Origin of the sequence: Alteromonas sp. KUL150 (genome assembly GCF_009811475.1) — a bacterium.
Classification (GTDB): Bacteria; Pseudomonadota; Gammaproteobacteria; order Enterobacterales; family Alteromonadaceae; genus Alteromonas; species Alteromonas gracilis.
Window position 1 is genome coordinate 42,985 of the sequence record NZ_BLIJ01000057.1, and the last position, 21,200, is coordinate 64,184.

Annotated in this window: 13 protein-coding genes; 8 read left to right on the plus strand and 5 right to left on the minus strand. The window is 45.4% G+C overall.

Features of this window, described 5'->3' with window-relative positions; translation table 11 throughout:
• Positions 1-163 precede the first annotated feature (163 nt).
• Both ggt and GVO62_RS13335 read left to right on the plus strand, forming a co-directional pair.
• Positions 164-1,855 (plus strand): gamma-glutamyltransferase, encoded by a 1,692-nt coding sequence (gene ggt, locus GVO62_RS13330; RefSeq protein WP_159119656.1) that lies wholly within the window; start codon positions 164-166, stop codon positions 1,853-1,855.
• 184 nt (positions 1,856-2,039) lie between these two features.
• Positions 2,040-2,966: a Dyp-type peroxidase gene (locus GVO62_RS13335; protein ID WP_159119657.1), complete on the plus strand. Its 927-nt coding sequence runs from the start codon at positions 2,040-2,042 to the stop codon at positions 2,964-2,966.
• A 33-nt stretch (positions 2,967-2,999) separates the two neighbouring features.
• Here the strand turns inward: GVO62_RS13335 and GVO62_RS13340 are convergent, their stop codons facing one another.
• The 4 genes from GVO62_RS13340 to GVO62_RS13355 all read right to left on the minus strand — a co-directional run bounded on the left by GVO62_RS13340 (position 3,000) and on the right by GVO62_RS13355 (position 7,429).
• The gene (locus GVO62_RS13340; protein ID WP_105930560.1) at positions 3,000-4,076 is read right to left on the minus strand and encodes an adenylate/guanylate cyclase domain-containing protein; all 1,077 of its coding nucleotides are present in this window, start codon (positions 4,074-4,076) and stop codon (positions 3,000-3,002) included.
• A gap of 173 nt (positions 4,077-4,249) precedes the next feature.
• Positions 4,250-5,530 carry a glutamate-1-semialdehyde 2,1-aminomutase gene (gene hemL / locus GVO62_RS13345; RefSeq protein WP_120963467.1) on the minus strand — a complete coding sequence of 427 codons (1,281 nt, stop codon included), beginning with the start codon at positions 5,528-5,530 and terminating at the stop codon, positions 4,250-4,252.
• Positions 5,531-5,534: 4 nt separating this feature from the next.
• Positions 5,535-6,548 carry an aspartate carbamoyltransferase gene (locus tag GVO62_RS13350; RefSeq protein ID WP_105930597.1) on the minus strand — a complete coding sequence of 338 codons (1,014 nt, stop codon included), beginning with the start codon at positions 6,546-6,548 and terminating at the stop codon, positions 5,535-5,537.
• A gap of 239 nt (positions 6,549-6,787) precedes the next feature.
• Complete coding sequence (locus GVO62_RS13355) at positions 6,788-7,429, minus strand: TetR/AcrR family transcriptional regulator (protein ID WP_105930558.1); 642 nt, start codon at positions 7,427-7,429, stop codon at positions 6,788-6,790.
• Between the two features lie 122 nt (positions 7,430-7,551).
• On the opposite strand from GVO62_RS13355, the gene GVO62_RS13360 reads away from it, so the two are divergent.
• The 3 genes from GVO62_RS13360 (at position 7,552) to GVO62_RS13370 (ending at position 12,700) form a co-directional block, all read left to right on the plus strand.
• Positions 7,552-8,694: an efflux RND transporter periplasmic adaptor subunit gene (locus GVO62_RS13360; protein WP_159119658.1), complete on the plus strand. Its 1,143-nt coding sequence runs from the start codon at positions 7,552-7,554 to the stop codon at positions 8,692-8,694.
• Positions 8,694-11,840 (plus strand): efflux RND transporter permease subunit, encoded by a 3,147-nt coding sequence (locus GVO62_RS13365; RefSeq protein WP_159119659.1) that lies wholly within the window; start codon positions 8,694-8,696, stop codon positions 11,838-11,840. The genes GVO62_RS13360 and GVO62_RS13365 overlap by 1 nt, the downstream gene beginning before the upstream one ends.
• 164 nt (positions 11,841-12,004) lie before the next feature.
• Entirely contained in the window at positions 12,005-12,700 is a 696-nt protein-coding gene (locus GVO62_RS13370) for a DUF2982 domain-containing protein (RefSeq protein ID WP_159119660.1), read from the plus strand.
• A 4-nt stretch (positions 12,701-12,704) separates the two neighbouring features.
• Here the strand turns inward: GVO62_RS13370 and GVO62_RS13375 are convergent, their stop codons facing one another.
• A complete protein-coding gene (locus GVO62_RS13375; RefSeq protein WP_159119661.1) occupies positions 12,705-15,824 on the minus strand; it encodes a hybrid sensor histidine kinase/response regulator in 3,120 nt (1,039 codons plus the stop codon).
• A 306-nt stretch (positions 15,825-16,130) separates the two neighbouring features.
• Here GVO62_RS13375 and parC point away from each other — a divergent pair, with 306 nt between their 5' ends.
• The 3 genes from parC to GVO62_RS13390 all read left to right on the plus strand — a co-directional run bounded on the left by parC (position 16,131) and on the right by GVO62_RS13390 (position 21,196).
• A complete protein-coding gene (parC, locus tag GVO62_RS13380; protein ID WP_159119662.1) occupies positions 16,131-18,416 on the plus strand; it encodes a DNA topoisomerase IV subunit A in 2,286 nt (761 codons plus the stop codon).
• Between the two features lie 63 nt (positions 18,417-18,479).
• Entirely contained in the window at positions 18,480-19,016 is a 537-nt protein-coding gene (locus GVO62_RS13385; RefSeq protein ID WP_120963462.1) for a heme NO-binding domain-containing protein, read from the plus strand.
• A gap of 11 nt (positions 19,017-19,027) precedes the next feature.
• The gene (locus tag GVO62_RS13390; RefSeq protein ID WP_159119663.1) at positions 19,028-21,196 is read left to right on the plus strand and encodes a putative bifunctional diguanylate cyclase/phosphodiesterase; all 2,169 of its coding nucleotides are present in this window, start codon (positions 19,028-19,030) and stop codon (positions 21,194-21,196) included.
• The last annotated feature ends 4 nt before the right edge of the window (positions 21,197-21,200 follow it).

Sequence of the window (21,200 nt, forward strand, 5' to 3'; positions counted from 1 at the left end):
TTAAGCCCCGCCTAGCGGGGCTTTTTTCGTTATCTTTATCGGTGTTTACAAACAAGAGCGTTAAGGAAAGAAGCCTAGGCGTAATGTGACAATGAAGCTACACTAGAGAATATTGTAGCTCTGTACATTAACGCCATATAACGTTTGAGATAAAAGGAACACTATGATTGCAAATGCGCGACTTCTCCCATTGATACTCATCTTATTTAGTGTCAATTGTTTAAGTTATGACAGAATTACCGGGCATACATTTGCAAGTCGCTCAGAAGTGATTGCTAAAAATGGCATGGTAGCCACGAGTCAGCCATTAGCCACACAAGCCGCGTTAGATATCTTAAAGCAGGGAGGCAGTGCGGTCGATGCCGCCATTGCAGCCAATGCAATGTTAGGTTTAGTTGAGCCTACAGGTAGCGGTATAGGCGGTGACTTATTTGCCATAGTGTGGGATGCAAAAGAAGAAAAGCTAGTGGGCTTAAACGCCTCGGGTCGCTCGCCTAGACAATTAACGAAAGCGGTGTTTGCCGAGCGTGGCTTGCATCAAATTCCTAAATTTGGTCCGCTCCCCGTTTCAGTTCCTGGCGCTGTCGATGGCTGGTTTGCGCTACACGAAAAATTTGGCAAGCTGCCCATGTCAGCGTTGCTTACGCCGTCTATCAAATATGCCCGCGAAGGGTTCCCTGTTTCAGAAGTTATCGCCTATTACTGGCAAATGAATTACGAGCGAATTGGTCATTATGATGGCTTCGCCGAGACCTTCCTTATCGATGATAAAGTACCGCAAAAAGGCGATATCTTTAAAAATCCCGGATTAGCGGTGACGTATGAAAAAATCGCAACCGGAGGACGTGATGCTTTTTACAAAGGCGATATTGCGCGCACTATCGATGCCTACATGAAGTCTCAAGGCGGCTTTTTGTCATATCAGGATTTATCGTCACATACCTCTGAGTGGGTCGAACCGGTTGCCGCTAATTATCGCGGGTACGATGTGTGGGAACTTCCGCCGAACGGCCAAGGTATAGCAGCACTGCAAATCCTTAACGTTCTAGAGCACTATGATATTGAAGGAATGGGTTTTAATTCGGCTGACTATATTCACACTTTTGTTGAAGCGAAAAAGCTTGCCTTTGAAGATCGCGCCAAGTTCTATGCTGACCCAGAGTTCAACGACATTCCTGTCGATTGGCTAATATCAAAAGAATACGCAGCCAAACGCCAAAAGCTTATTGATAGCGAACGCGCGGCGAACCGGGTAGACGCTGGCATTTATGAGGGGGATACCATCTATCTGACCGTTGCTGATAAAGATGGCAACATGGTGTCGTTAATTCAAAGTAATTATCGCGGAATGGGGTCAGGAATGACGCCGCCGGGGTTGGGGTTTATTCTGCAAAACCGAGGCGAGATGTTCACTCTCGAAGAAGGGCATTTCAATGAGTATCGCCCTGGCAAGCGACCTTTTCACACTATTATTCCTGCTTTTGTTACCAGAAATGGTAAACCAGTGATGAGCTTTGGTGTGATGGGCGGCGGTACGCAGCCACAAATGCATGCGCAAATTATTGTAAATATTTTAGATTTTGGAATGAATCTGCAAGAGGCAGGTGACGCCCCAAGAATACTTCACAGCGGCTCAAGCAGTCCAACAGGTGCATTGATGACAGATGGCGGCTATGTAAGCTTAGAGTCGGGTTTCAGCGAGACCGTCCAGCGCGAGCTAATGGAGCGGGGTCACAAGCTTCAGCGGGTTGTTGGGGCATTCGGCGGATATCAAGCTATCGCATGGGATGAGCAAAAAGGAGTATATTTTGGTGCCTCTGAAAGTCGAAAAGATGGACAAGCAGCAGGCTATTAAGCACACTAGAGCAAATAATGAACGGTGTAATTAACCAGAGTTATTAAAAGCAGCTTCGCTTGAAAAGGTTTTTAAGCTTGAAGTAGTTGCTACAATTTGTAGAAAGATTCGCAACGCAAATCGCGGCGTATGAACGCCCTTAGCGAAACGTCATAACAAGGCGTTAATAACAACAAGAGCGGCAATGACACAACCACAAAAAGGCCTCTGCGCTGAGCCAAACTTACATGCACAGTATTTATTACTGAATGTGATTGACGACGATAGTGAAGCGGTACGCGCTAAACTATCGCGAGTACTGGATATTTTTGAACATTTCGAAAACGAACATTACGAAGCGATGGTGACCGGTGTTATTGCAATCGGCACGAGCTATTGGCCTGAGGTATACCCTGGCTTAATACCCGTAGAGCTCGCCCCTTTTCCAGACATGCAGTGTGAAGATAGAAGTGCGCCTACTATGCCGTGCGATCTCTTCATTCAAATTCGCGCCGACCGTCTTGATATTTGTCATGCAGTGGGAATTGAAGTTATGGACCTTCTGCGCATTCACGTAGAGCTTGTTGAGCAGATTAGAGGGTTTAGATATTTAGATGGTCGTGATCTTAATGGCTTCCTCTACGGTGCCGATAACCCTCGCGGCATGAAACGCCGTCAAGTGGGCATAGTAGGAGAGGATGACCCTGATTTTAGCGGCGGTAGTTATGTTCACATTCAACGTTATCGGCATGACCTGCGACGCTGGAACAGCCTGTCTAACCGACAGCAAGAGCAGGTGATGGGTACGACCCAAGAACATAACTTAATTAGCAGTGAACAATCCCCTTCGTCTCATAACGTTCGAGCAAGCAGCGTAGCGCCAGATGGTGACGAACCAAGGCTAATTAAGCAAGGAATGCCCTACGGTGACATGGTCTGTCAGGGATTGTTTTTTGTAAGCTGTAGCGCAAGTTCACGCCCTTTTAAGCAAATGCTTCATAGCCAAATTTATGGCAATGGAGAAGGTGACTATGATCGCTGGTTAGATTTTACCAGTGCTGAAACTGGCGCCGCGTTTTTCGCACCTTCCATCAACTTTATTCGCCAGCAAGCTAAGCTATCAGGAAGCTGATTTTTAAGTTAGGTGCAATAAATCAGCGACTTACTAATAAATTAATGCGCCGTCCCAATCGTCTTCGAGGTCCCGATTCTGATAGATCCTACATACATCTAAATGATGGTGGGCAAGGGGGTCATCTGGACTTATCGCAATAGCCGCTTCAAAGAAAGAAATGGCATCGTCCCACTGCTGATTAATTCGGCAGGCTACACCTGCTGCAATTTTAGCTTGTGATGCAAGTCTGCGCTCTTGCTCTTCCTGGGAAAGATGGCTAAGCACTTCATAAATCTCAATGGGTGTTTTTCGTCCTTTTACTCTTACCCAGTCAAGTAATCGCGTTTTGATAGGGTATCCTGAGCCGATGGTTTTAAGTACCTGGGCGCTAACAATAATGTCAGCTTTATATTTAGGGCACAATGCTTCAAGTCTTGATGCTATGTTTACGCTATCGCCGATAACGGTAGTATCCATCCGGTCTTCCGAACCTACAGTCCCCATAATCACTGGTCCAAAATGGATACCGATGCCCATATTGATTGCTTCGTAATTACTGTTTTTTCTGTGACCGTTGTATATAACGAGGGCTTTGCGTAAATCTAGGGCTGCATTTACGGCATCCATCGCTTTCTGCTGAGGCGTACCGCCGGGATGATCAAAAAGCGACATAATAGCGTCACCCATGAACTTATCGATAAAACCATTGTTTTGATGAATAGGGTCATTCATCCTGGTGAAATAAGAGTTAAGAAAGTTCATTAACTCCTGTGGCGTAATACGCTCAGAAAAGCCTGCGAAGCCGCGTATATCGCAAAACATAATAGCCACATTGTTTTCAGCAGCATAGCCAAGACCCAGGGAATCCACATCCGAGTTTGCCATGTGTTCAACGAATTGTCGGGGTACGAACTTTTGAAAGGTTTGAGTTAATCGGAGAGCTTCGTCAGCGGCAGCTTGAAAGCGTGCATCGTCCTCTGTTTTCAATGCAGAGCGGTGAACGTCCACACGACGTGAGAGAGCCTTTCTAAATCGGTACTTTAGACGTCGACTACGCCTAACGTAAAGAATCGTAATGACAGCGCTATAGATGAAGAGCGCGCCCAATGCGCCTGTTTGCCAATCCATTGTGAATCACACCTTTCAACGTCTTTGTTTTTAAGGCTATTTATCTAGCCAAAGAGAATTTCCAGATACGTGTGAGAAAGTTTAAAGGAGATGGCGGCACTAACACATTACTTTTAATTACATTTACAAATATGTGAGTGCCGAACGTTAATTAGCAATTAATGGACATCAGCCTATAAAGTTGAGAACACTTTATCGGCCGCTGCAAGTGTCTTTTCAATGACGTCAGCATTATGCGCTTTTGAAACAAAGCCAGCTTCATAAGAAGCGGGAGCTAAATAAACACCTTGCTCTAACATACCGTGATAAAACTTATTGAACTGCTCGGTATTACAATTAATCGCTTGCTTATAATTGGTAACTTTCTCAACGTCAGTAAAGAATATCCCAAACATGCTGCCCGCAATATTAGTAGTTAGGCTAATATTGTGTTTGTTGGCAAGAGATTGAAATCCGTCGACCAACGCTTGAGTATTTTCAAAAATTGAATCGTAGAGGCCCGGTTCTTTAATTTGCGTTAATGCAGCAAGGCCTGCAGCCATGGCTACAGGATTACCCGATAAGGTGCCCGCTTGATATATAGGGCCAGTTGGCGCGATATGCGTAATAATATCTCGTCTGCCACCAAAGCAACCCACAGGCATACCGCCACCAATCACTTTTCCAAGACACGTTAAATCAGGTTTTACGTTATAACGCTCTTGTGCACCACCGCGAGATACGCGAAAGCCCGTCATTACTTCATCGAAGATCAATACACTGCCGTATTGGTCACAGACGGCACGAAGCCCTTCTAAGAAGCCTTCTACAGGAGGTATGCAGTTCATATTACCTGCAACCGGCTCTACGATAATACATGCAATATCATCACCGTGAGCTTCGAAAACCTCTTTTACACTCTCAATATTATTGTATTCGACAGTAAGTGTGTGTTCTGCCACATTAGCCGGTACACCAGGCGAACTAGGTACACCAAGTGTTAGTGCACCAGACCCTGCCTTTACAAGTAATGAGTCTGCATGGCCGTGGTAACAACCCTCAAATTTAACGATTTTATCTCTACCGGTGTAGCCACGGGCAAGACGTATTGCCGACATGGTGGCTTCGGTTCCAGAGTTCACCATACGTACCATTTCCATTGACGGTACGATTTCGCTTACCAACTCAGCCATAATAACTTCGGCTTCTGTTGGCGCGCCAAAAGAAAGGCCGTTGTACGAAGCCTCAATAACCGCTTCGCGGATCTTCGCATTATTGTGACCCAGAACCATCGGCCCCCAAGATTGGATATAGTCGATGTATTGCTTTCCATCCGCATCCCACATATAAGCGCCGTCCGCTTTAGTGATAAAGCGTGGCGTACCGCCAACCGCTTTAAATGCGCGAACTGGTGAATTTACGCCACCTGGAATGGTTTTTTGGGCGCGGGTAAAAAGGGCTTCAGATTTTTGCATGTAATTACTTACTCTTATTGCTGAACCAAACCACATCACGCTCATACTTGGTCAATAGATTTTCTACCCCAAGGGTTAGCGCGAATAAAGCCATTCTAACCAACACACCATTATCGGTTTGTCTGAAAATAGCGAGGTTCGGGTTAAGGTTTAGATCGTTATCCAATTCGTTGGCTTCCATACGTGAATCTCTTGGAAGTGGATGCATGATAACGGTCTTCGACTGAAAGTGTTTAGTGTAAATCGACTGATTAAGTCTGAATTTACCACGATACTTATTGGCTTCTTCTTGTGATGGGAAGCGTTCTTCTTGAATGCGAGTTTGATAGCAGATATCCGCATCCATATTGCCTTCAAGGGTTTCAGTAATGGTAAGCTGATGGCCCGCGTTTTCTATCGCATCAATAATGGGCTGTGGCATGGCTAATTCTTTGGGCGAGATCAGCGTAAATCGAATGTTTTTAAACAAACAAAGAAGGCGTGACAGGGAATGCACGGTTCGTCCGTAGCGCAAATCACCAATCATTGCGATGTGGAGCCCATCAATACCTTGGCCATTGTATTCAAGTTCGCTTTTGATAGTGAACAGGTCGAGCAATGCTTGCGTTGGGTGCTCGTTTGCACCGTCGCCACCATTTATTACCGGAACTCGGCTTCCCTCTGCAAACTCGGCGACAGATCCCGCCGCGGGGTGACGCATCGCAATTATGTCTGAATAGCCACTTAACACACGTGCTGTGTCGTATAAGGACTCGCCTTTAGCAAGTGCTGAGCTAGACATTCCCGTGGTTTCTCTCACTTCGCCACCGAGAAGGTTAAAGGCAGTGCCAAAGCTGACCCGTGTACGAGTACTTGGCTCAAAAAATAAATTACCGAGAATAGCACCATCAAGCACCGTGGTTCGCTTCTGGCGCCTGGCATAGGGCTTCATGGAGTTGGCGACGGAGAATACTTTCTCGATAGCCTCGCGCTCGAATTGATTAACCGAAAGAATGTGGTTACCGGTAAAGTCAGACATACGCTTCTCAATCATCAACGAAAACGGCGCTAGTGTATAATACCGCTTCATTTAAGTCATTAGAACAAGATGAACTTTGCACTACGTTTTTGTAAGGTTACCGGTTGATAGCTACGTTTCTTCTGGAAAGCACGCTTGCGGCAATTCTTACATACCGCAAAGCAACCTACTTAATGATATTTTGCAGCGGTAACCACCATAGCGTTCTGGCTTGTGCCGGCTGAACGTAAAGGCTGGGTTTACCTTCGAGAGTAATGGGTAAAGAGTAACAGTATCTTTTCTGCAGCGCGCCTCACATGTGCATCAATTTCTATATCTGAAAGTGGTGACTGTATGCCACAAAGCATCATAGTATGAAATTCACCTTTCAGCAGTGCACAGTAATCTACCGCGAGTTGCTGCGCTATGTGTCGGTCTAAGTTGCCTTCGCCAAATTTTTCAATGACATTGCTTAAAGTTTCGAGTGACGCTTCGGGACCAGCTTGGTAAAACAGTGTTGCCACATGAGGGCTATGCACAGCCTCTGCAATAATAACCCGAAAAATGGCGATGGCTTCAGGGTCTTGTAACAAGCGCATGAACTGGCTACCAACTTTTATTAAACAATCAGTGAGTGAAAGCGCGTGCGCCGTTGAGCTAACAAGTTGCTGAGTATCAAGTTGATATGAACGACATTTTGACGTGATTGCTGCCTTGAATAGTGCATCTTTACTATCAAAGTGTGAATAGACGGTTTGTTTAGACACGCCAGATGCTTTTGCCACAGTGTCCATTGACGTATTAGCAAACCCTTCTTTTAAAAAGAGACAAGACGCCGCGTGCAAGATCAAGTGATATTTCTCCTCGCTTTTTGGACGGCCTTGTTTTTTTGTAGTAGCCAAATGAACTCTCGCTTAAAAATAGATATATCAAACTGGACGGTCTAGTATTTATATACTAGCATAGCACAATAAGTATGCAAATATAGCCTAGGGTGCGCTCTAGAACGGTAAAGGGACTCGTTATGACAGCTTCAGCGTCGGCCTCAACAAAAAGTGGCAAACTCACGCTTATTATTTCAATTGTTGGTTTTACCGCGGCTTTAATCATTCTGTTAACCACCGCAGGCCTCGGCAATGCGACGCAAAGCCCAGAGGCAAGACTCCCCGTTGCAGTGTCTACAGGGACTATTAGCATACAGTCGGGCTTTGAAACGCCAGTAAATGTTTTTGGTCTCATTGAATCGCCAAAGGCCACCACACTTTCTTTTGATGTGGCAGGACAGGTCACAACCCTTCTTGTTGAGGAAGGGGACGTGGTTCGCCAAGGCGATAAACTTGCCTATCAAGACGTTAAAAGACTGAGCGCAAGACAGCGAGAACTTCAGGCTTCACTTGAACGGGCTAATGCTGATCTGGCGCTTGCCAAAGTGAATAACGAACGCACTATTTCCTTGGTTGAGAAAAAACTTGAGTCTGCACAACGTCTCGATGAGGCAAAAGCAAGCTTGAATGTGTCGAAAGCGCAGGTGAGCGAAATTAAGGCTGCACTTAATTCCCTAGATGTAGAAATAGAAAAAGCTACGCTAATTGCTCCGTTTGAAGGCGTTGTAAATCGTCGCTTTTTCGATGAAGGGAGTGTAGTGAGTGCAGGCAGCCCAGTTTTTGGCATTACAAGTATAGACAACTACCAAGCTCGTTTTGCTGTGCCCGCTGACGTGGTCGAGCAGTTCGATATAAACGAACCTGTTCTTGTAAAAGTCGGCGACATAAACGTAGCAGGCACCGTCACTCAGCGCCTTCCTGTTCGTAATGTACAAACCCGTACCATTGATATTCTTGTTACATTGAACAGTAACGAACGTGTCCGACCGGGCGATATGGCTATTTTATCTGGCTTTCGCTCTCATACAGAGACCGGAGCTTGGCTCCCTGTTAACGCGTTAAGTAACGGTTTACGTGGGTTGTGGCGCGTATTTGTGCTAACCAATCAGCAGAACGCCCAGCTTGAGGCTCGGGTTGTTGAGGTGGTGTATACCGACGGAAACAAAGCATTTGTTCGTGGTGCACTTAAAGACGGTGAAATGTATGTGAGTGAAGGCACCCATAAATTGGCCCCTGGGCAAATGGTATCAGTGCCCAGTCAACATCAAGCCGGAGCGCGCTAGTGAAGACGTTCAATTTTGATAATGATAAGCCGTACCCTTGGTACACACTCTTTTATAGAAGAGGGCACCTGCTTGTATTAAGTCTGCTTATTCTGATCACCGCTGGCCTTTCCGCTTTAGGTTCACTGCCTCGAATAGAAGACCCCCGAATAGATACGCGCAACGCGTTAATTATTACGCAGTACCCAGGCGCATCTGCTGAACGGGTTGAAGCGTTAGTAAGCGATGTACTCGAAGATAGGCTAAGAGAAATTTTTGAGATCAAAGAAGTTAAGTCTACATCGCGTGCCGGTATCTCTATTATTCTAATTGAGACACAAGATTGGATTGATAACACCAGTAACGAGCAGCTGTTCAGCGAAATACGCGATGCTATTGGCGCGGCAGCAGAGCTGTTTCCAGAAGGTGCAATGGCGCCAATTTTCGACGAAAAACGGGGCGCTACTGCGTTTACTTTATTGCTCTCTGTTCGTGCAGACCATTTCGAAAATACCCCTATAACCCTTACCGCGCGCTTGGCCCAGGAATTAACCGACAGATTGCGAAACGTAAATGGTACTGAATTAGTGCGGGTTTACGGTGCACCGCAGGAAGAGATAAGCGTTAATATTGACCCCGTTAAACTGGCGGCAACGGGCCTTAATCTGCAGCAAGTGAGTAATCTGATTAGTAGTGCAGATCCCAAATTACCTGCAGGTATGCTGAACTCAAAACAAAGCAACCTGCGTTTTACGGTCGGCGAAGGACTTAACGGTGTCAACATGATTGCCTCCATCCCGCTCGTAAATATCGAGGGGCGCTATTTGCGGGTTGAAGACGTAGCATCGGTAGAAAGGAGTTTCACAACCCCTCGAACTGAAGTGGCGTATTTAAATGGCGAAGAGTCTATTTTTGTAGCCGCTCGCATGCAGCCATCTCTTCGTTCCGATGTTTGGACAAAAAACGCCCTCAAGGTAGTGGAGCAATTCAACCAAGACTTTAGCGGTACGCTGACAGCAACGATTGCGTTTGAACAGAATGAGTATACCACTACACGGCTTGCCGATTTATCCATAAACCTTTTAATGGGGTGCGCCGTGGTTATGATGGTTATATTGCTGTTTATGGGTTTTCGCGCAGCATGGATAGTTGGTTTAGCTTTACCTTTGTGTGCCGCTTTTGCCCTTTTTTCGTTGAGTTTCTATAACGAGCAAATTCATCAAATGTCTATCTTTGGCATGATCATCGCCATTGGCCTACTCATAGACAATGCAATCGTAATTACCGATGAAATTCGAATCAACCTTCAGGATCCAGACTTAACGCGGGTGGGCGCGATGGCAAAGAGTGTTTCTCATTTATTTGCCCCGCTTTTGGCATCAACGCTGACAACCATCTTAGGCTTTATGCCAATCTTTTTGCTAAACGGAAACATCGGTGATTTTGTAGGGCCTATTGCGATAAGCGTGGTCATGGCGCTCATTGGTTCACTGTTTATTTCGTTAACCATAATAGCGGCATTAGCCGCTCGCTTTTTGCCGAAAAACGACGGGACTTCACAACAAAGCATAGGTTCACAATCATGGTGGAAAGTTGGTCTTCAAGCGCCAGAGCTCAGTCTTGCGTTTAAAAAGCAATTAGGACGATGGATTAAACAGCCTATTCTTGTATTGCCTGTTATCGCTCTGCTCTGCTTATCAGGCTTTGTCCTATCTACCACACTTGCTAACGTGTTCTTCCCAAGCGCAGATAGAGATCAGTTCGAGGTTTATTTATGGACAAAGGAAGGGAGCAGTATCGACAACACGACCGAATATGTGCGGAAAATTGATAGTGCGATACGCAGTGAAGAAGGGGTTGAGCAAGTGAGTTGGCTTGTAGGAGGCTCCGCCCCCTCGGTGTATTACAATCAAATGATGACCCGAGACAACATGCCTTACTTTGCCAATGCCGTAGTATCCACTACCACGGTAGAAAATGCTGCCTCTCTTGTCGGTAAACTCCAGCGAAAGCTCGATATCAGTTACCCAGAAGTTCAGATAGTAGTACGGGCATTCGGACAGGGGCCGCCAATTGCGGCACCCGTCGAAGTCGAGATTTTCGGTCCAGATTTAAATATTTTAAACGAACTTGGCGATCAAGTGCGTATGTTAATGTCTGAAGTAGATGGCATATCACAGTCAATCACCAGTATCTCTATGGGAGAGCCAGAGTTAAAGATTAACGCAGACAGTGACAGCTTATCCTATTTAGGTTTGACCCTTTCAGAATTAGCTAATCAAATGCAGATTAACTTTTCCGGTATAACGGGCGGCTCGGTGCTAGAGAGCACAGAGGAGATTCCGGTTCGCGTCAGATTAGATGAAGCCTTCAGACAAAATGTAACAGGTGTGGACGCCATGCCTATTCCTGTAGCGGGTGATAATGCTATTTCTTGGTCGCCACTTGCAGCGGTGACCAACTTAACACTTGAGCCTGCAACGAGCAGTATCACAAGAGTTGACGGTGAACGACTTAACCGGATCCAGGCTTTCCTACTGCCAGGCGTCCCCCCCATAGATGCAAGTAATCACTTAAGAGACTTACTGGAATCCCGTTTGATTTTACCCGAAGGTTATCGCATTCACTTAGCAGGTGATGCTGATGAACAGCAGCAGGCGTTAGGACAACTGGCTACTTATGCGCCTGTACTTTTAGTCTTGATGGTGACAACGCTAATTCTAACTTTTACCAGCTTACGCATGGCTGGCGTTATTGGTCTTGTCGCTATTCTTTCGGTAGGGCTGGGCATGTTCAGTTTATGGATATCCGGATTGCCGGTGGGCTTTAACCCTTTACTGGGCTGTGCCGGTCTTATTGGTGTAGCTATTAACGGCTCAATTGTTGTCATTGCCGCAATCAACGCGAATCCCAAAGCAAAACAGGGCGACACCAAAGCCATTGTTGAAGAAACCATGAGCTGTAGCCGCCATATCCTATCAACAACTTTCACTACTGTTGGGGGCTTGATACCCCTTTTACTCTTTAGTGAAGGAAGCTTTTGGCCTCCGCTCGCCGTTGTTTTAGCTGGAGGGGTGGGGTTCTCAGTTATATTGTCGTTGGTATTTACGCCCACGTTAGTGGCAGCTTTTCAGCGATATCGATATAGAAATCACGCCATGGCATAATTTTAAGGGTAAACTATCCCCTTTTAATAAACGTATCAATCGAGCTAGTTAGCGTATGCGAAAAACAAACCCATTAATGCGCTGGTGGCATACTGACTGCGTTAAGTGCAAGCACACGCGACTCTATATTGTTTGGGCCCTAATTATGTTGGTGGTGTATCTTTATGTCTGGCACTAATGTCGAACCTATTTTTATTCGAGCTGCGTCAAAAAGTAATGGCATTACCAGTTTGATACTGGGGGGCGTTGGGCTAATAGTGTCTGCTTTGTGGTTGGTGTTTTTACCAGACTGGCTTTTTTTAGCCGGCATTTTTCTTACCAGCGCCGCATTAGTTTGTTTGTTGGTGGGTTATTTTAAAATTCGTGAGCCAGACTTTAGCCTAGAGATAGCCAAAGACTTCATTACCTATCGTCATCGATTAGGAAGCTGGCGTATACACTGGGATAATCTTCAGCGAGCAGACTGTCCGCGTGTACGTCATGGTCTGGACCATGTTCCTCTTGAAACAATAGGGTTTAAACTTAAAAGTTACACCGACTTTCTACACACTATTTCGCCACGACTTGCCACACATCTATTGATGGAACAGCGTCCGCTTCTGATGCAAAACACAGATGGGAATTGCGCATCAGGGAGCTGTTATGAGCAATCAATGTTCGACGACAAGCAATATGTGATGGAAGATGGCACCGTCATAAAAGGCATTAAAGCAATGTTAGCTCACCGTATGGTAGAGCTGAGGAAACGACTTGGCTATGACATTTTTATAGCGAGTTCAGAGTTAGATCGTGACGCCAGTGAGTTTGCTGCTCTTATCGCGCAATGCCAACGAGCACGACAAATAGACGAGGCTCAGTGAGTAGTTATTTCTTATGCTCACTCTCTTTTACCACTTTCTTCGCTTCTTCGATAAGCGCGGGTAAGTGCTCTTTAACTAACTCGTGTTGACCTAATTTAAGGGCGCTTTCTGTCTCGTTGGCCAAATGCTGAAATCTCGGTAGGCCAGTGTAACAACATGCGCCATGCAGCTTATGCACCTCAGATTTGAGTTCGTTATAATCTTTTAGTTCCCAAAGTGTAGTGAGAAGCTCAATCGTTTCTGGCAGCAAGTCAACGAAACTTTGAAGCATTTCTTCTGCCGTATCTTGATTTTGATTAGCCCGTTTCAGTGCAAGCTGCCAATCAATAGACGGGAGCGCAATCTCTCCTGGCTCGATATTAATACACCACGACTTAACTAAATTAATAAGTTGTTCAACTTCTATGGGTTTAGGCAGGTAGTCGTCCATTCCTGACGCGAGCAGTCGCTCCTGTTCTTCTTTAAAAGCGTGAGCGGTAACCGCCACAATTGGTGTGCCCATGTTCAATGGTGATTTACGGATTTCTCGGGTCGCTTGTAAACCGTCCATACCCGGCATCTGCACGTCCATCAGGATTAGGTCAAACTCTTGGGTTTGACATTGATTAACGGCATCCTGACCGCTAATAGTGGTGACCAAATTGACCGGAGATTGATCAAGCCAGGTATGTAATAGCTTAAGGTTCATTTCCATATCATCTACCGCTAACACTTTGATTTTTGGCAGGCTTGCTATTTTCTCATGTATTGCATTTTTCACCGGCTTCATTTGGTTGTGCACTAAGCTGTCGAGCTTGGTGAGTGTCATCGGCATACGTATTTGAGAATGGAAGTGCTGAGATAAGCTTGGATATTGGGCAAATGGTTCTGGGCCTGAATACCAGAGAATACGTTTTTTGGCAGGAAACTGTACAAATTGGCTAAGAAACGTGTCTCGATCCGCCATTTTACTCACAGGTACAGTCGCCATAAAGAAATCAACCTGTTCTGTAAGTGTAGAAAGGTACGCTAAGGATTCAACAGATGTAACGGCCGCGCCAAGTGTTGCCATAATTTTTGCGCTTGAACGGCGGGTTGTTGGAACCGGGTCGAAAATGACTACGCTCTTGCCCGCCCACTCTTCTGAAGGTGAAAGTGAAAACTTTTGGCTTAACTGGTTCATCCTCAACGACACGTTAAAGGTCGAGCCTTGGCCAACGACACTTTTAAGCGATAAGTCGCCGTTCATTAATCGCACCAATTCACGGCTAATGACGAGCCCCAATCCTGTCCCTTGATAGTTGCGATTGAGAGCATCATCTACCTGAGAAAACGCGTTAAACAATTTTTTCCTGTCATGTCGGCTGATACCAATTCCCGTATCTTCTACCGTTATATTCACCTCATGAATACCGTGGGATAGGGAGCGCCCGCTTACTGCAAGTGTGATGGTGCCGCTAGATGTAAATTTTAAAGCATTGCTAAGAAGATTGTTCAGCACTTGCTTTATGCGAAACACGTCGCCGATTAACTTTTCAGGCAAGGGATTTAAATCGAAAACGAATTCAATGCGTTTACTATGGGAAGATTTAGCCATTATGGTGACCATTTCTTCTAGCAGTTTGTTGGGCGAAAAGGGCTGGTTATTTATTTGTAGCTTACCCGCTTCAATCTTTGAAAAATCCAGTATGTCGTTAACAATGGTTAGCAGGTTGTCAGCGGCAGTATTAACAATTCTTACTTGCTCCTGCTGATCGCTTGGCAGTGAAGCGTTGTCTAGTTCGCGGCTAAAACCTAAAATGGCGTTAAGTGGAGTACGAATTTCATGACTCATGTTTGCAAGAAACTGTGATTTCACGTTACTTGCTTTAATGGCGTCTTTTCTGGCGATATCTAATCGCGCGTTTTGCTCTTCAATCAGTTCAACGTTGTTGCGCAAATCATTTGTCGCTTGTTCTACTTCGCTTTCAAGCTGTCTTCTGCTTTTCTCCATAAGCGCAAACGAGAACAACCCAGCTTCAAGAAAGACGCCTACCTGGAAACAGTATGTGGTGAAATCATTGGTTGGCAATATACCAACCAAGCTAAGCATGCCGATTATTGCGCCGCTAGCCAGCATGCCCCATGCAAAAATAAAGTAGCGCGCGGGCTTAAACTTGTTGATGAAAGCTTCGAAACCCGCGTAAATATAACTTAATATTGCAACTAGCCCCAGCCCATAAACCAGGTTGTTCTTCCACATTGACGGCAAGACATCAGCAAAACAGATAAGGCCAGTTAACCCTTGGCCAATCATGAGTAGTTTTATCACAGGGTGGGCGGTAGGCGAGTTTTTCCTGGTCTCTAAAAACATGATAGTAAAGAGGCCCGAGCTAAGACCAATAATCACAAAAATAAGCTCTGAGTGACCCACTATCCATGAGGGTATACCCTCGCTAAACAATAATTGTGTATGACCGCCCCATACAAATTGCCATAAGATGACCGCAAAAATATAGCCCACATAGGCGAGAAGACTTTTTTCTCTTACGCCAAAAAACAGCACTAAATTATAAATAGCGAGAATAAGTAAGCCACCGTAAAAGAGGCCCCACAACAGACTATCGACTTGATAAGCGAGGTCGTGAACTGGTTCAGCTTGAATACGAAGAGGGGCGATGAGGCTGGATGATTGGCTTTCTATGCGTACGTAGAGGTCAGCAGGCTTGCTATCTAGCAGCTCTACGCGAAAAGTGGGTACGCGAAACCTTTGCTCTTTTTGTGCTTTACCTTGATGACTCTGTGCCAACACCTTGCCGTCTTGCACCAAGTAAAAATCGACGTTATCAAGCTGGCTAAAGTTTATCGAAAAGACCCAATTCGTCTCGTTAGAAACATTAGCGACACTGGTTAGCAGCCACATGCCGTTATTGCGAAAACCAAAGTTTGGATTGTGATGAGGATGCATTAGAAAGTCATTTCGCCTTCTTGATACATCACTGATGGTCAGTTGGTAATCGGTTTCGAATAGATAAAATAGAGAATCAGATAAATCTAGCGTACTCTTTTCATCGAAAAGCTGTTCGATATGCTGAGCTTGGGCATTCGACCCTAGGCAGCTGCCTAAAAGACAAAATAGAAAAAAGAATACGCGAAAGATAGCCATATATATCTGTACTTTTTATTGTTTAGGTAAGGTCTACTGTTTTAATCGCAACTGAATAATAAGTGGTAGTATTCAATCTACTCTATTTAACCACTGTCTTTGAAGAATAACAAAACAAACGCTTAGGGCGCTAAATCGCCAAACAAACATACCGCAATGATTTTCAAAGATTGCACACAATAGCGGTTTACCCCACAATAGCTTGTAACGTTCACGTGCTTCTTTTAAGTCGTGCGCTAATATCCGACAACGACTGCCGTACTATCACGAGCGAATTGGTATTAATAACAAAACGAAAAAATTATCATGAGTGACGAGATCATTATTAATCGCGATGGGGTAGAGCAACTTCCTCTTCGACGTTTCACCGAAGACGCTTATCTTAACTATTCCATGTACGTCATCATGGACCGCGCATTGCCGCACATTTCTGACGGCTTAAAGCCAGTTCAGCGCCGTATTATTTACGCGATGTCTGACTTAGGGCTAAGCGCTAACGCCAAATATAAAAAGTCTGCCAGAACCGTGGGGGATGTTTTAGGTAAGTTTCATCCTCACGGCGACTCAGCGTGTTATGAAGCAATGGTACTTATGGCGCAGCCGTTTTCTTACCGCTATCCGCTGGTTGACGGACAAGGAAACTGGGGAGCGCCAGATGATCCTAAATCCTTTGCTGCCATGCGTTATACCGAAGCTAAGCTCTCTCGTTTCGCAGAAGTCCTGCTCAATGAGCTGGGCCAAGGCACAGTGGATTGGGTGCCAAACTTCGATGGAACACTCGAAGAACCGAGTGTGCTTCCAGCGCGCTTGCCGCATATCTTACTTAATGGTGTTACTGGAATCGCGGTGGGGATGGCCACTGATATTCCGCCTCACAATGTAAGAGAGTTGGCCAATGCCTGCGCTATGCTGTTGGATAATAGTAAAGCCGAACTGAGCGATGTATTAGAGCACGTGAATGGGCCAGATTATCCGACGGAAGCGGAAATAATTACGCCAAAGTCTGATATTCAAAAGCTGTATGAGACGGGGCGAGGCTCCATCAAAATGCGAGCGGTATATACAGAAGAAAATGGTGATGTAGTGATTACAGCACTGCCACACCAAGCGTCTGGTGCAAAAATTCTGGAGCAAATTGCAGCGCAAATGCAGGCTAAAAAGCTGCCGATGGTAAGTGACCTTCGCGATGAATCTGACCACGAAAATCCAACGCGCTTAGTCATTACGCCACGTTCAAATCGCATTGATGTGACTCAATTGATGCAGCACTTGTTTGCGACCACTGATCTTGAAAAAAATTATCGCGTTAACTTAAACATGATTGGGCTAGACGGCCGTCCTCAGGTTAAGGATCTGCGCACTATATTATCTGAGTGGTTGCAATACCGAAAAGAGACGGTCACTCGTCGCTTGCAATATCGACTCGATAAAGTACTGGCGCGCCTTCATATTCTTGAAGGTTTACTCATCGCATTTTTAAATATCGATGAAGTTATCGATATTATTCGAACTTACGACAAACCCAAGCCGGAATTGATGTCGAGATTCGGGTTGAGCGACAAGCAAGCAGAAGCCATTTTAGAACTTAAGCTAAGGCATTTAGCTAAGCTAGAAGAAATGAAAATTAAAGGCGAGCAGGACGAGCTTGCCGAAGAGCGGGACAAGCTTCAGCAGCTGTTGGGGTCAGATCGCCGCCTTAAAACTCTCATCAAAAAAGAAATTCTTGCTGATGCAGAAAAGTATGGCGATGACAGACGTTCACCTATCGTTGAGCGTGGTGAAGCTAAAGCACTGTCTGAAAAAGAGTTGGTTCCAGCGGAGTCAGTAACAGTAGTGCTTTCAGAAAAAGGCTGGGCGCGATGCGCGAAGGGCCACGATGTAGATGCAGAAGGTCTCAGTTATAAAGCTGGCGATGGCTATTTATCAAGTGCAGAAGGAAAGAGCAATCAGCCCGCGGTCTTTATGGATAGCTCGGGTCGTACTTTCTCTTGCGATGCTCACGGACTCCCTTCTGCAAGAAGTCAGGGCGAGCCACTAACAGGCCGTTTTAGTATTGTTGGTGGTGAATCGTTTCAGCATGTCATCATGGCTCAAGACGAAAGTAAGTTTTTGGTTGGCTCTGACGCAGGCTATGGCTTTGTCGGTACCTTTAAAGACATGGTGAGTAAAAATAAAGCGGGTAAAGCCTACTTGTCGTTACCCACTGCGGCGAAAGTAATGAAGCCAATGCCTGTTACTAACCCTGATTCAGATTGGTGCTTAAGTATTTCTAACGAAGGGCGTATGTTGATGTTCCCGCTGCGCGACTTGCCAAGCTTGGGTAAGGGTAAGGGAAATAAGCTAATTAATATTCCTTCAGCTAAATCCCAGTCTCGTGAGGAGTATGTGAAAGTGCTTGCGGTTGTTCCTGATGGCGCTGCTATTAAGGTTGGTGCAGGAAAACGTAATATGACACTCAGCGCGGCTGACCTAACGCACTATCACGGTGAAAGAGGCCGGCGCGGTAACAAGCTACCACGAGGGCTCCAACGGGTAGACTCTGTTGAAGTAGTGCTGCCAAATAAGGATGAGACGCCCGAAGATTTGTCATAAAGTTTAGTTTGTTCTTAAGCCTGGTTGAACTAGACTCATAATAGGATTTGCTGAGGATTTTTTATGCTAGGAATAGTTTTTACGTCGTTAATCGATATGCTGGAGGAGAAAGTGTCTCCTGATTTCGCAGACGACGTTATCATGGAAGCTGAATTAGAAAATGACGGTGCTTATACCGCTGTTGGCTATTATCCATTTGAACAGATGGAACGTTTGGTAGGTGTGCTGGTAGAAAAAACGGGTAAATCGGCCAATGAGTTGTTATATGACTTTGGCCATTACCTGTTCGGAAAGCTTGGTGCAGTGCATGGAGATGTGCTTGCAAACACCACTGACATATTGCAAATGTTAGAGCATTTAGATGGCGATATTCATGTTCAGGTCAAAAAGCTTTATCCCGATGCCGATTTGCCGCGATTTAAAGTGCTCTCACGCACAGACACGACTATGCGCTTACAGTATTACTCCGAAAGAGAGCTATATCCGCTAGCTGAAGGCTTGATGGACGCGGCAGCAGAGTATTATAACTGCAAGTTAGAAAGAGAAACCCACCAGCTCGATATTCCTCACACCTACGAGTTTAGTATCTCTATCGTTTAGCTGGAGGCGTAATGGCGCATGACACTTCGCACAACTCTGTTAAGCAGAAAGACCGCACTGAAATTCTAGAACGGCGTTTAAAGCGTGAACGCCATTCAAGAGAACAGGCGGAGCAGCTATTACGAGAAAAAACCCAAAGCCTCTATGAGACTCTCAAAGAAAGCCAAGCTGTTCAAAAGGATTTAGAGCTAGCGTTATGGGCGTCTCAAGAATCGTTTTGGAGCTGGAAAGCCAACACGGATATAATGGAAATTCGTTCTTTCTCACTGCATAGCGAGAGCGAGTTAACGTGGTCTGGAACCCTAATTCATATGATGGAGCGCGTGCATGAGGATGACCTCGATGGTCTTCAATTTCACTGGACCATGGCGCTACACGGAAACCGCGATCGCATTGAATTTTCCTTTCGATTAAAACTAGAGAGTGAATATCAGTGGGTGCGGTTGAGAGGACGTGTACTCAAACGGGGTCAAAATGGTGAGGCCTTGCATATTGTAGGTACCACCAAAGACATCACCCCTCAGCGTAAGGCGGAACAATCCTTTCATCTGATGGCGTCGGCCTTTGCCAGCTCAAGAGAGCCTATGCTCGTCCTATCGCCAGAACTTGTTATCACAGAGTGCAACGATGCGTTTATTCAATTAATCGGCGCATCGGTAAAAGAACAGTGCATTGGAATGGACTTTAATCGGATATTCATTTCCGAGAAAGTGAACAGAGAACTGCTGGCAATAAACAAACAATTACGCTTTGAATCTTCAATAAAAGCAAAAGGTGAACAGGTTAAAAGTGTCGATATCTCGATAGCTTTGTTTGAAACGTATCAGCAAACGTCATCTTATTTGATTGCGACAATGCGGGATATCACGGATAGGAAGCGCAATGAGGCGAAGCTGCGTCAGCTGGCCCTTAATGATGAATTAACGGGCCTTTCAAATAGAAACGCCCTGCGAGAGTTTATTTCAACGCTGGTTAAAAAGAAGCAGCAATTTGTACTAGTTTTTATCGACTTAGATGGTTTTAAGGCGATTAACGATACAGCGGGACATGATCAAGGTGACATCGAATTAAAGCGCGTTGGCACATTATTGACTGATATGTTCGACAAAACTGGCAATGTCGGCCGGTGGGGGGGCGACGAGTTTATCGCAGTGCTGCCTGGTCAAATAGTTAAAGACGCGGCAGACAAATCTACGCAGCTTATTCAGAAAATTGAAGAGAACCTTGTACGAGCAAAATCTTCACAGCTTAGGCTATCGGCCAGTGTAGGTATAGCTGAGTTCCCAGAACACAGCGACAATATAGAGAGCCTTCTACAGTGTGCAGATGCCGCCATGTACAGGGCCAAAGAGCTTGGTAAAGGGCAGGCATTCATTTATGAAGTGGGGCTATATGAAAGTATGACCCAACAAGTAAGTATGGTAAATGATCTGCGCAGAACTATAGAAAACCACCTGTTAGATTTCTATATCCAGGGAAAATATGATCTTCAAGGTGAGCTGAAAGGTGGGGAAGTGCTATGCCGTTGGATATCGGGTCTACATGGTGTGGTATCACCCGCCATTTTCATCCCGATTGCTGAAGAGTACAAACTAGATAGCGCAATAGGCTTGCAAGCCCTTGATGCGGCCTGCGACTATATTTCGATCATGGAATCTCAACAGGGAGACGCCATCCCGCTGTCGGTCAATGTTAGTGCTAATCAGATGCTCGACCCGCTATTTCCAGAACAAGCGGCGTCTATCTGTGAAAACAATCACGTATCCCCCGAATATATTGAGTTGGAGCTCACTGAGTCGGTTTTTGTAAAAGATGAAAAAAAAGCACTGGGAGCATTAAACCGTTTACGTGATTACGGCTTCAGGCTTTCCCTCGATGATTTTGGCTGCGGCTTTTCTTCGCTGAGCTATTTGCGAAGCTTTCAGTTTGAAGTGGTTAAAGTGGATAAAAGCTTGGTGCAGGGTATTCATCAAGACAGTAAAGCAAATGCACTATTCATGGGGATAGTTGCGATGCTGAGAAGCCTCAAGATAGAGATAGTAGCTGAGGGAATTGAGCTGGAATCTTATCTACCTTTTATGGAACACGCCGAAGTTCAACTGATGCAGGGGTTCTATTTTGATAAGCCCATGCCTTATGATCAATTTCTCGCAAGGCATACTACTGAGCCAAAGCGGTAAGTGG